The 13,835-nt window shown below is 49.5% G+C and carries 4 protein-coding genes; all 4 read right to left on the reverse strand.

The features are described 5' to 3' along the window. Positions 1–7,143, reverse strand: a 7,143-nt coding sequence (locus L2725_RS23030; protein ID WP_249251122.1) for a retention module-containing protein, incomplete at its 3' end; no start/stop codon positions are given. A 428-nt stretch (positions 7,144–7,571) separates the two neighbouring features. Beyond that, positions 7,572–8,177, reverse strand: coding sequence for an OmpA family protein (locus L2725_RS23035; protein WP_249251123.1), 606 nt, complete (start codon positions 8,175–8,177; stop codon positions 7,572–7,574). After that, a complete protein-coding gene (locus tag L2725_RS23040) occupies positions 8,177–9,577 on the reverse strand; it encodes a TolC family outer membrane protein (protein ID WP_249251124.1) in 1,401 nt (466 codons plus the stop codon). The genes L2725_RS23035 and L2725_RS23040 overlap by 1 nt, the downstream gene beginning before the upstream one ends. A gap of 90 nt (positions 9,578–9,667) precedes the next feature. Then, positions 9,668–13,831, reverse strand: coding sequence for an Ig-like domain-containing protein (locus L2725_RS23045; protein ID WP_346429402.1), 4,164 nt, complete (start codon positions 13,829–13,831; stop codon positions 9,668–9,670). Positions 13,832–13,835 lie beyond the last annotated feature (4 nt).

The following is a 13,835-nucleotide window of genomic DNA, read 5'->3' on the forward strand; positions in this document are numbered from 1 at the left end:
CACGCCGTTATCCAGCATGGCCTGGGTCACGGTGCCGTTAAACAGCTCATTGCCATCCTGGTCGGTGACAATCAGGGTATCGCCCACGGCGGTACCTGCGCCCAGGGTGACGGTGATGTTGATGTCACCATCGAGCTCAGTGTTGTTGATGTAGCCGTCGTTGTTGGCATCTTCGGTAATCACGACGGTCGGTGCCGCCGGTGCGCCGGTGCCCACGCCGTAATCCAGGGTGGCGGAGTCAGTGCCTTCGGCGCTGTTGCCGGCGCTGTCGGTGACCGTGGCGGTGATGTCCAGCTCAGTGCCGGTGGCAGGCGGATCAATGCTCAGGTCCAGGCCATTATCCAGCATGTCCTGGGTGACCGGGCCAGAGAAGATGACATTGCCATCCTGGTCGGTGACTTCAATGGTGTCACCCACTTCGGTGCCGGTGGCCAGGGTGACGGTGATGTTCACCTGACCATTGAGCTCAGCGTCATTGATGTAGCCATCGTCGTTGGCATCTTCGGTAATGGTGACCGTTGGCGCAGCCGGGGCTGTATCGCCATAATCGAAGGTGGCACTGTCACTTCCCTGAGAGGAGTTCCCCGCGACATCGGTCAGGGTGGCGGTAACAGTCAGCGTTTCGCCTGTTGGCAATGGAGCCGTCTCCAATGACAGGCCGTTATCCAGCATGTCCTGGGTCACTGTACCGTTAAATATCTCTACACCATTGGCCATGACAACCAATGTGTCGCCTACCTGAGCATCACTGCTCAGTTGAACCAGAATACCCACCTGGCCATCCAGTTCATCACTGTTGATGTAGCCATCGTTATTGGCGTCTTCAGTGATTTGGACACTTGGACCCGCTGGGGTATCAAGAATGGTGGCAGAATCTGAACCTTGAGCACTGTTGCCCGCAGGATCTTCAACCGTGGCGGTAATTTCTAATGTTGTGCCGGATGCCGGTGGATTGACCGTGAGATCAAGCCCATTGTCCAGCATTTCCTGAGTCACTGTGCCTTCAAAGATGACATTGCCATCCTGGTCGGTCACTGTAATTGCGTCACCTACTTCGGTGCCTGACCCCAATGTGATACTGATATCAATCTGACCATCAAGTTCAGTGCCATCAATATAGCCATCATTATTGGCGTCGTCTGTGATAACCACTGTCGGTGCGGTCGGGGCACTGCTGCCATAATCCAACGTAGCGGAATCATTGCCGTTGGCCGTGTTGCCAGCTGGATCTGTCACTGTGGCAGTTACTGTGAGGGTTGTTCCTGTAGCTGGTGCATCTATTGCGAGTTGTAGACCATTATCCAGCATGGCCTGGGTCACAGTGCCGTTAAACAGTTCATTGCCATCCTGATCGGTGACAACCAAGGTATCTCCCACAGCGGTTCCGGCTCCAAGAGTCACTGTGATGTCGATCTGTCCATCAAGCTCCGCATCGTTTATGAAGCCATCGTTGTTGGCATCTTCATCAATGGTGACGGTTGGGGCTGCAGGGGCGCCACTGCCCACACCATAGTCCAGCGTGGCGCTGTCAGAGCCCTCTGCGGTATTGCCTGCAGGGTCAGTGACAGTGGCGGTAATCTCCAGCGTGGTGCCGGTGGCTGGCGGATCTATGGCGAGATTGACGCCGTTATCCAGCATCTCCTGAGTGACAGGGCCGGAGAAGATGACGTTGCCATCCTGGTCGGTGACCACAATGGTGTCACCCACAGCGGTACCTGCGCCCAGAGTGATGGTGATGTCCACCTGACCGTCCAGCTCACTATCGTTGATGTAACCGTCGTTATTGCTGTCTTCTGTAATAACCACAGTCGGTGATGTGGGTGCACTGCTACCATAATCCAGAGTGGCAGAATCAGAACCATTGGCTGTATTGCCAGCTGGATCTGTCACCGTTGCTGTAACTTCCAGGTTAGTCCCGGTAGAAGGCGGATCTATATTGAGCTGCAGGCCATTATCCAGCATTTCCTGGGTTACAGTCCCTTCAAAGATGACCGTGCCGTCTTGATCTGTGACGACTATAGTGTCACCTACCTGGGTGCCATCTCCCAGAGTCACGTCAATTGCTACCTGGCCACCATCAAGCTCGTCATCGCTGATATAACCGTCATTATTGCTGTCTGTAGTCAGTACAACGGTTGGTGAGCCTGGTGCATCAGTGCCGTAATCCAGGGTCGCACTGTCACTACCGCTGGCACTATTACCCGCAGGATCAGTGACTTCGGCAGTGATCTCAAGGGTGGTTCCTGAAGACGGGGCTTGAACGGATAGCTGCAGGCCATTGTCCAGCATGTCCTGGGTCACAGGGCCGTCGTACAGGGTGTTGCCATCCTGGTCGGTGACCACAATGGTGTCACCCACTGCCGTTCCAGCACCCAGTGAGACAGTAATATCTATCTGACCATTTAACTCAGCGTCGTTGATAAAACCATCATCATTTGTGTCTTCGGTAATGGTAACTGTCGGAGAGGATGGCGCGCTTGAACCATAGTCAAGGACAGCATTATCACTGCCTGCTGCAGAATTACCATTGGCGTCTGTGATTGTTGCGGTAACTTCAAGTTGAGTGCCAGTCGCCGGAGGGTCAATACTGAGCGGCAGACCATTATCCAGCATATCCTGGGTGACGGTACCGTCAAAGATGACGTTACCATCCTGATCTGTTACGACCAGCGTATCACCCACCTGAGCGTCATCAGCGAGAGTGACAGTGATATTTACCTGGCCACCATTAAGCTCATCTTCGCTGATATAACCGTCATTGTTTGCGTCGGTTTCAAGCACAACGGTGGGCGCTTGAGGAGCAGGGGTTTCGGTGTAATCCAAAACTGCTGAATCACTGCCAGAAGCTGAGTTACCTGCCGTATCGGTTACTGTGGCAGTAATAATAAGGTTAGTGCCTGATGGCGGGACATTGACGGCTACAGTCAAGCCATTGTCCAGCATGTCCTGAGTGACGACACCTGTGTAGATTACATTGCCATCCTGGTCGGTGACGGTAACGGTATCGCCCACAGCGGTACCTGCACCCAGTGTTATCGAAACGTCTATCTGACCATCAAGCTCATCGTTGGTAATAGTGCCATCATTATTACTGTCTTCTGTGATGATAACGGTCGGTGCGGCGGGAGCACCTGTTCCTGAACCATAATCAAGCAGGGCCGAATCACTGCCTGATGCGGTATTGCCAGCAACATCGGTAACTGTTGCTGTCAGTTGTAAATTGGTACCGGTTGGTGGGGCATCAACAGATAGTGTCAGACCATTGTCCAGCATCTCCTGAGTCACTACAGCGCTGTAGACTACATTGCCATCCTGATCCGTTACTGTGATGGTGTCGCCTACAGAAGTCCCTGCACCCAGAGTAATGCTGTAATCCACCTGTCCGGACAATTCACTGTCGTTGATATAGCCATCGTTATTGGCATCTTCAGTGATTGTCAGTGTCGGTGAAGAAGGAGCCGTATCGCCATAATCCAGAGTTGCACTGTCACTGCCCACTGCACTATTACCTGCAGGATCGGTAACTGTCGCCGTAATGGTGAGATCTGTGCCGGTAGGAGGCGGATCAATAGACAGTTGCAGACCATTATCCAGCATCTCCTGGGTCACTGGGCCGGTGAAGATGACATTGCCATCCTGATCAACAACAGTAATGGTGTCACCCACCTCGGTACCGTCGCCCATTTCAATAGTGATATTGATCTGGGTACCCAGCTCATCACCATTGATATAGCCATCGTTATTGGCATCGTTATCGATTGAGACAGTTGGACTGGCTGGAGCACCACCGCCAGAACCGTAATCCAATATCGCTGAGTCGTTACCTGAGGCTGAATTACCTGCAGGATCGGTAACTGTTGCGGTAATCACCAGAGTCGTGCCGGAAGCAGGCGGATCCATGGTGAGCTGCAGACCATTATCCAGCATATCTTGAGTAACAGGACCCGAGTAAAGCTGATTGCCATCCTGATCTGTCACTGTGATGGTATCGCCTACCTGAGTACCTGCTCCCAGAGAGACCTGGTAGTTAATTTGACCGTTGAGCTCTGCATCATTGATGTAGCCATCGTTATTGGCATCTTCGGTAATTGTCACTGTAGGAGAGGCTGGGGCACCGCTGCCACTTCCGTAGTCGAGCAAGGCGTTATCACTGCCACTTGCTGTATTACCGGAGGGAGTTGTGATGGTGGCTGTGATAACCAGATTCGTACCTGTAGCAGGAGGATCGATCAGAAGATCAATGCCATTATCCAGCATGTCCTGAGTGACGGTGCCGCTGAAGATGACATTGCCATCTTGATCTGTCACTTCAATAGTATCGCCGACCTCAGTATCGCTACCGAGAGTCACACTGATATTTATCTGACCATCCAACTCTGCGTCGTTGATGTAACCATCGTTGTTGGTATCTTCCGTAATCTGTACAGTCGGCGCTGCTGGGCCTGGTGGGTTGCCACTGTAATCAAGCAGGGCGCTGTCTGAGCCTTCGGCTGTATTACCGGCCGGATCTGTAACCGTAGCGGTAATTTCCAAAGTGGTACCAGAGGGAGGGACGTCGATAGTCAATGACAGGCCATTGTCCAACATGTCCTGAGTAACCGGGCCTGTGTAGAGTACATTGCCATCCTGATCTGTCACCTGAACCGTATCGCCAACAGCGGTACCTGCCCCCAAATTCACAGAGATATTGATTTGACCATCCAACTCTGCGTCATTGATTACACCATCATTATTGGTGTCGTCTTCTATGGTAACAGTTGGGGCGGAAGGTGCCGTGGAACCGTAATCCAGAGTGGCGCTATCGCTGCCTTCAGCGCTATTTCCTGCTGGATCTGTCACAGTAGCTATGACTTCGAGATCGGTACCTGGAGCTGGGGCAGGGAAGGAGACCGTAAGGCCATTATCGAGCATGTCCTGGGTAACAGGCCCCTCAAAAATAACGTTACCATCCTGATCCGTGATGGTGACAGTATCACCTACTTCTGTGCCGCTTCCGAGCGTGATTTCAACGTCGATATTGCCATCAAGTTCATCGCCGTTGATGTAGCCATCGTTATTGACATCATCGACAATATTGACTGTCGGAGCAGAAGGTGCGCCTTCTCCAGAGCCATAATCCAAAGTAGCGCTGTCACTACCGGTAAAGGTATTGCCTGCTGGGTCGGTGATGGTGGCAGTGATTTCCAGGTTGGTGCCTGATGCAGGCGGATCAATAGCGAGTTGCAGGCCATTATCCAGCATGTCCTGGGTAACGGGACCTGAGAAGATGACGTTACCATCCTGATCTGTCACCGTGATGGTGTCGCCCACCTCAGTACCGCTGGCGAGAGTCACAGTAATATTAACCTGACCATCAAGTTCATCATCATTGATGTAGCCATCATTGTTGGCATCTTCATCAATAGTGACAACCGGGTCATTGGGTTCTTGCGGATCAACCCCTGATACGATCGCTGAATCACTGCCTGAGGCACTATTGCCTGCGGGATCAGTGACTGTCGCTGTGATCTCAAGCGGGCCATTAGCTGCAGGAACTGAGAGACTCAGGCCATTGTCCAGCATCTCCTGAGTCACAGTGCCAGAGAAGATGACATTGCCATTTTGGTCTGTGACTTCAATGGTATCACCCACTTCAGTACCGGCACCCAGAGTGACAGTGAAATCTATCTCACCATCAAGCTCACTACCGTTGATATAACCATCGTTGTTGGCGTCTTCTGTGATAACCACAACCGGAGCCGCTGGAGCTCCCGTACCTGAACCATAGTCCAGAGTCGCACTGTCACTGCCCTCGGCGGTGTTGCCGGCAGGATCTGTTACTGTCACATCAATAACAAGAGTGGTACCGGTTGGTGGTGGATCTATCGCGACCTGGAGTCCGTTATCCAGCATTTCCTGGGTTACAGGGCCAGAGTAGATGACATTACCGTCCTGATCGGTAATCACGACATTGTCGCCGACTTCCGTACCTTCGCCGAAGGTTATGCTGACGTTTATCTGGCCATCCAGTTCGTCGTCGTTGATATAGCCATCGTTGTTAGTATCTGTGTCAATCACAACAGTTGGCGCTGTCGGTGCACTGCTGCCGTAATCCAGGGTGGCTGAATCGCTATTCGACGCTACATTGCCCACGGGATCGGTTACAGTGGCCGTAACCGAAATCTGCGATCCGGTTGCCGGAGTTTGCATTGACAGGGTCAGGCCGTTATCCAGCATTTCCTGAGTAACAGGCCCTGAAAACAGTACATTGCCAGCCTGATCAGTAACCACCAGATTGTCACCAACACGTGTGCCTTCACCCAGTGTGACCAGAATTTGGATATCACCTTCCAATTCCTGGTCATTGATGAAACCGTCATTGTTGCTGTCTTCAATGATAGAGATAGCAACGGTGGGCGCCGTCGTATCCACAACGCCAGTGAAATTACCACTTCCTATATTGTTATCAGGATCCGTGACCGTACCATCCACGATATAAGGGCCTTCAGGAAGAGGCTCAGGAACTTCAACTGCGAAGTTACCGTCTGGGCCAACGACGGTAGTGACTGTCTGCTGATTGCCTTCAGAGTCAGTAATGACAAGTGTGATAATGCTGCCCGGAGCAGCATTGGAGCTACCTGTAATAATTGGGGTGGTATCGCCTGTGACTGAGGGAGTATCAAAAGTCAGTGTCAGTTCTGCACGCACTACACTGTTGAAGCCGGTGTCCTCTACCCTGAGATCTCTTGCTTGATTAAGACCACTGGTGTCATAGCCTGCCTTGGCTTGAGTGGATTGCCCTGTCCTGTCAATCGAGACATAACCACTGTGTCCCTGAGTCGCCTGACCTGCCTGGGTGTCAGGTAACTCTTCAGTAGGATCTGAACCTTCTTCGATCTGACGCTGGATCGCGTCGATCTCTGCCTGCAATGAGGCATCATCGGAAGAGGTCTGCTCTACCGGGGGTTGGATATCCTTTTCGGTGATCTCCGTACCATCGTCAAGAAGCAAAACAAACTGGGTATCGTCAGATATGGAGAGATTTGTTCCGGCCTGAACCCTCTCCCCGGCTTCGAGAGATTGTTCTGTGGAGCTATTTTGAATGACGATTTCGCCATTTACATACTTCAATAAACCGGCTTTTGGGGTGGTATATGTTCCCATGTGGACAGTCCTCAACAGGCTAAGCTATCCGGGTCAGAATTATCTGTGTGCAGAATGACCCTACAAGGCAGTGTAAAACACTAATTATCAAGAAAGAGTATAGATGTTAAAGGAGTGTGGGTTTTGCGTCAATTTTCAGCGGGATATAACACTGGGATAAGCTGTTAAAAAAGTAATAAAAACCATCATAAAAACTTAATGTAAATAAACACACTGAATGTAAGTCAATGATGCGACTACTAATACTTGAGCGTTACACATTGTAACACGTGAATGGCGTTACTCATCCGACCTGTTAAAAACATGTTTGTTAGATATGGAGAAGGTGGGGATAGTCCACTGGATTCGGGAGTTTGAAGAGAGGAGGATTGTAAAATTTTAGGAGAGAAACATTAAAAAGGCAGGAACCAGTCCTGCCTTTTTATCGATTACAACCTGTGTGAGTCATCGACTGTATAGATATTCCACTTCATATCTGCTGTAGTGTCCTCACCTACGACCTCAGCAATCACTCGTCGATTACGCTCATGAGCTTGAGGAGTGTGGGTTGGATCTACCGGGCGATCGAAGCTGTAACCTATAGCAGTCAGCCTGGATGGGCTGATACCAAATCGCTCTGCAAGCAGCGCAGTAATGGCGTTTGCGCGATTCTGCGATAAGTCCAGATTGTGTTCGTAGGAGCCTACCTTGCTGCAATGTCCCTCGATCGTGACCTTGGTGTTGGGATACTGGCGCATAAACTCTGCGAGCTCTTCCACCTGGCCATAATATTTGGGATCTAAATAGTAAGAGTCGTTGGCGAACAGTACTTTCAGTTCACGACGTTCATTGATCGGTTTGATCTGTCCGCAGCCATAGTTGTTGATGTTGGCTCCTTCGAGGGTCTCATCACAACGCTCACGGGCCTCGATCACGCCATCGCGATCAAAATCGCGAAGATCTTTCACCTGAGCAGTTGGCGTATCCATAGTAATAATGTTGCTTGAACATGCACTCAGCAGCAGTGCCATTACGGCAATACTCAATGGTTTCATTAAAATGCCCCTCCTTTATAATTTTCTTCGCCGCTCCATACCTGAGGGCGGATAACTCTCAGCGAATCAAGCAGTTGGCCAGTGGCATTCAGGACACGATACTGCGCGAGCAGTTCGTCGAACTCTGCCTTAAGATAATCTTTCCGGGCCTCAAATAATTCGTTTTCAGTGTCCAACAGATCCAGCAAAGATCGCTGACCCAGGTTGAACTGCTGGCCATAGGCTACCTGAGTTTCCTTTGCTGCAACAACATGTTCACGAATATATAGCTTTTGTTCAGGCAGAAGTTCATAGGCATTCCAAGCCAAACTGGCCCCCTCAGAGATCTGACGAAAAGCTCTTTCGCGGATCTCTTTGGCCTCTGCGATCTTATAGGCATTTTCACGGTTCTGAGCGGAGTCAGCACCACCATTAAACAGGTTATAGCGCATGTGCACCATTGCCTGAAGGTCATTGCTATGGCCACCCACGTCGCTGGTAAAACTGCGGCCGTCTTCACCATTCAAATCATTGTTCCAATTACCTGAAAGCTCGAGGGAAATACTGGGGTAATAGGAGGAAACCGTGGCTTCTTTCTGGCTCTCTGCGGCCTTGATATCTTCACTGGCAGACTTGAGTACTGGGTGGTATTCACCTGCCAATTTGAGGGTATCTTCAATACTTGCTGGCAACATATCTGCATCTGCAACCGGCATAATCACATCCTGTGGCTGTGTGCCGGTCACCTTCTTGTAGGACGAGATGGCGTCAAACAGGTTGTTGCGGGCCGAAATGACATTGGCATTGGCGCGGGCCAAACGGCCAGAGATCTGAGAAAGATCTGCGGTAGATCCCAGACCCGAGTCGGTTCTTTGTTTGATCTGGCTGTATATATCCTGATGAGTTTGCAGATTTTTTTCTGCCAGTGTCAGCACCTGTTCGGCCTGCATATAGGCCAGATACACCTGGGCAACCTCCAGCGCCATATCTTCCGCTGCTGCAGCCAGGTTCCATTGCTCTGCTGTGGTCTCAAATGTTGCTCTGTCTACTTCGCTGCTGGTCAGGAAGCCGTCAAACAACATCTGACGGATACTGATGCCTGCTTCACCTCGCTTGAGTTCTGCATCGCGTTCGCCAACCGCTCCATTCAGAGGATTGCGTCGGGTAGAAGGGCTGTTAGTGTTTTCAATTCCCCAGCCTGCAGAGACCTCGACGCTTGGCAGATAACCGGCAAACGCCTGATCTACCTGCGCCTCTCGGGCTTTGAATCGATTGAATACGATGCGCAGCTCCGGATGAGTATCCAGTGTTTTGGCTACGGCCTGTTCCAGCGTGTCCGCGTAGCTGCTCATTGGCAGCATGGTTGCAGCGACAGCCAAAGCAGTTCCGGTTACTTTGGCAAGGTGCTTGAGTGTACTCATGGTCTTCTCCCTGAAGAGCCTGATTGTGGTGTCACAACCATCGCTGTGACAGTTTCCGTGGTGACGTCAGCCACCACGGATCCGTTAAAATTAAGGAATGATTTTCAGATTTAGCTCATCAACCATTGCTTCAAGTTGTTGATTGCTGCCCGGCTCTGAGGTTTCGGTGTGGGATTGCTGGGACGTAGGCTCAGCGCCCCGGGTCAGCAAGCCATTGATGACATCTGCATCGCCAAGTACAACACCGTCAAGAATGATCTCTTGCTCGATATCTGAGTCATTGTCGGTGTTGATGCTGATCTTGGTCGATCTTCCATCTTCGGTGGTCGAGATCGTCAGGATCTCGCTGAGATCTTTATCCGCGACATCAATCAGCAGATCACTGATATCCAGAATGTCATGGTCTTTGTCGAAGTCTTTGATGATATCGCTGCCAGTATCTCCGTGCTGCCAAACGAAAGTGTCGGGCTCATCCAGAGCAAAAAGAGTATCTATTTCCTCATCGTTCGTAGATCCAGTTTCAGAAGAATCTTGTTGTCTCAGCAATGAACGTTCATTCCGATCTTGCTCGTCATCGTCATCGTCATCGTCATCGTCATCATCATCAAATTCGACTTCAATTGTGGTGGTATCTGAATCTCCATCGCTATCAGTAACAGTAGCTATGAGATTGATTTCCAAATCATCATCGTCTTGATTGTCCTGATATTGAGGAATTTCAGTTACATCCACGTAATAACGACCAGAATTGGGGTCCAAAGATACCGTGAACAATTCCAATGAAGTTGATTGTCCTTCATCTTCACTGGTATATGCGACTAGGATATTTTTGCTTCCTGGCTCTACTCTAAAATAGATTGTCTCGCCTTTGTGGGTCAGCCCAGAGTTACCAAACGTGTTGGATTCGCTCCAGTTGACAATATTGGAGCTTAGGTCTCCCGAAAAATCACCGTCTGCCCCCGAGACTAATAGCTCACCAACATGTCTTCCTAGATCTTCTATTTCATCCAGTTCTTTGGCTTTGACAGATATGTCGGAATCTTCAACTTTGATGACAAGCTGTCCATTGACGACCGCGCCCGAGGTATCGGTACCTATGACTTCCAATCCTTTAATGATTATCTCATCGCCAAGGTGTTGAAGGTTGTCGGTAAGTGTTGCTGAAACCTGAACTGTCCCCGATGTCCCAGCAGATAGACTGGCGCCAGTGAGATTTAGAGTAATTACAGTTTCTGAACCGATTTTGCCAGAGAGTACGGTTCCAGTATCGTCTAACGACCAAGTTATAAAGCTACCTTGCGCGACCCCTTCGACTGAAATGTTTTGTGGATCGCTGAACTCGAATGTTTGTATGTCATTCGCACCAGCTTTAAATTGGAGATTGGCGGTAGCTTGATCTTGACCGTTGTTATCAACATCGACGTCCGACAGGATTATCGTTGCTTTGTCACCACCATTTGGGATGTTCATAGTGTTGAGATTGATAACCAGCGAAGTGCTTGATAAGTCTCCATCGCCATCTTTAATTGTGTAGGTAAAGGTATCTTGGGCATTCAAAGGCAAGCTGTTTGTGTCAGCCGTAAGCTGATAAACATAGCTTCCATCTGCTTTCAAAAGTAGTACACCGAAATTACCAAATATTTCCAGATTACCCTGGTCATTGAATGTTGAGTCTGCCTGGGTTTCGGTGGCAACACTCACAACCGTTAAATTGGCATCTGCCCCAGCCACATCATTCTCCAGAACATTACCACTGGTGTTAGGGAGGCTGTAACCATCGCCTGCCACGACTTTTACGACTAAATCGTAGCTTGTAGAAGCATTTTCATCGGTATAGATCTGTTGAACAATATTGTTGGCCCCATCTTGGAATCCAAGAACTTGAAGCGTATATACATTGTTTTCATAAACAAATGTCACATTTGAACTTCCTACGGTGATGATATCGCGTGAGTCACCACCATTGTTTGGAGTTTCGTTGTGATCCAGTGGAATTGTCAGTGTTACAGACGTCTGAATGCCGTGAGCATCGACTAAGGTAAAGGTCACCTCCATGTTGACTGAGTCAATAGCGGTGCCAGAACTTATTGGGTAGTTGTAATGAGTAAAGGTACCCAGCACAATTTCTTGATTGAGAGCGAGATTTCCACTAAGTGAGGAGTCATTGTCGGTGAACCCATAACCAGACTTGGCTCCATTGCTGGAAGTTGGTTTTCCCCAGCGTATTTCGCTGGTATCGCCACTTGTTGAAGTATCAACATTACTTCCGCCTGAATGCTGCTCCCAACCTGTCTGAATATTTGATACACCAAAGTAGTCAACCACAACGTCTATGCTGTTTACATCGCCCTGTGCCTGAGGTTTGTCATCTACAACATTCGCGATAATCGTGGTTGATGCTGTATCTCCATCCATATCAGTTATCGTGAAGTTGAAATGATCTTCCAGCAGGTCTCCATCTCCATGATTTTGCGCTTGTGTTAACTCATAGGTGTAACTAATTCGGCCATCAGTGAAACCATCAATCTTCAGAACACCAAACATGCCTTGAATTTCAAGCGGCGTGTCAGCCGTTGCGGCTTGAAGTTCTGCGAGATTGAAGGAAAATGTTCTTCCACCTACTGTAATTTCTGCTTTAGCAAGACCATCAGGTACATCAACCAATATTTCGCCAGTATCAATAGTCGGAGCAGTAGAGTTACCGCTCAGGCCAGCTTCATTAACCAATAATGAATCGGGTTGCGAAGGGAGTGAAACACCATTGTCTGTTGGCTTCAGCGTAATCGTGCCGCTATCGGTTTGGCCTGAAGAGTCTGTTACTTCGTAATCGAAGCTTGGTGTTTGCTGATTGACAGTAATACCTTGGAGAACAAAGTTTGAGTTATGACCTTCTCCGGCAGTGACATACAGTCTTAGCTCATCAAAACCGCCCGGGTAGTTAACTTTGATAACGCCCTCTCCATTGCCATTGAATTCAACAAACAGGTTTGCTGAACTCAAAACAACCGGTTGATTGTTTCCGTCGAGAACTGGTTGACCATCTTTATAAAGTGCGATTTGGATAGTGGCCTGCTCGCCACTGTCAAAGTGTCCCCAAACACTACCTACAGAAATATCTACATCGGTAGCCGTGGTGTCTCCCAAACTGACTTGTAGCATTTCGTTGGAATGGGCTGTGATTTCATTGTCTGTCCCAATACCAAAACCTTTTTCGGCTTCTTTGTTGTCCCAATTCAGTTCGGCTGCTGTTAAGTTGCCATGAATAGTGCCGGCATAGATAAAGGCAGAAACAGTAATGCCATTCATCGTGGTACTGTGGTTCCCCGCTGAATCGGCTGAAGCAGCGAAATTCTGCTCTCCAGAGCTGATAAAGACGAAATTAGTATCTTCTGGGAAAGTATCATTCAGATTCACAGCGATGAGTTCGCCATTGTCAGCTTCGTAGAAAAGTTCACCACCTTCAGGCAGGGAAGTAATCTTCACGGTTAGAGCATCTGCACCGTCTTTGTCATCCACAACATCGGAAACATGATCCTTCAGTGTAAACTTCACCGTGCCTGTATTGCTTTTAAACGTGCCATCCTGAGCATCAGGATAGAGATCGACCAAAGCTGTATCTTTACCTTCACCTGATTCATTACCTGCTGCATCGGTCTGAGTGGCTGTTACCGTAATAGCGTCACCATCGACTACCGCCTCATTCCAGGTAATAACGCTGTTGGCATAAGTAAAGTCAGTAGTTTCAAGTCCCGTGCTTGTATCAATCAGCTTACCGTTGACTAATGCCAGGCTAATGGTTCTGGTGTCGTCGCCATTTTTGATGGTGAGGGTAACAAAGCCGCCACTTTTCAGGTCATTCTGATCGATATCGACCCTTAGCTGGACATTGTCATCGCCGAGTTCGGCTTCGGTTATGGTTCCATCTTCGCTTGGGACATCATCCAATATGGTGACTACTGGCTTGGTCGGCGCTTGTGTGTCTACCGCGACATTATCAGTGCTACCTGTACCATCGTTGTCGTTGAGGTCGGTATAAGTGCCGTCATTGACGGTCACGGATGCGTCGCCTGTGAAGTTGGGGTTTGGTGTGAAGGTGGCAGTCCAGGTGATGCCACCATCTGTGCTGACCAGATTGGTGAGTACACCGCCGACCACAGTGATGTCGCCCAGCTCAAAGCCTTTGATGGCTTCGCTGAAGGTGAAAGTCACCAGTGAGGTCTGGCCTTCATTGAGGGCATCGGCAGCAATGTCGATGTTC

It is taken from the genome of Shewanella corallii (assembly GCF_023349125.1).
Lineage (GTDB): Bacteria > Pseudomonadota > Gammaproteobacteria > Enterobacterales > Shewanellaceae > Shewanella > Shewanella corallii.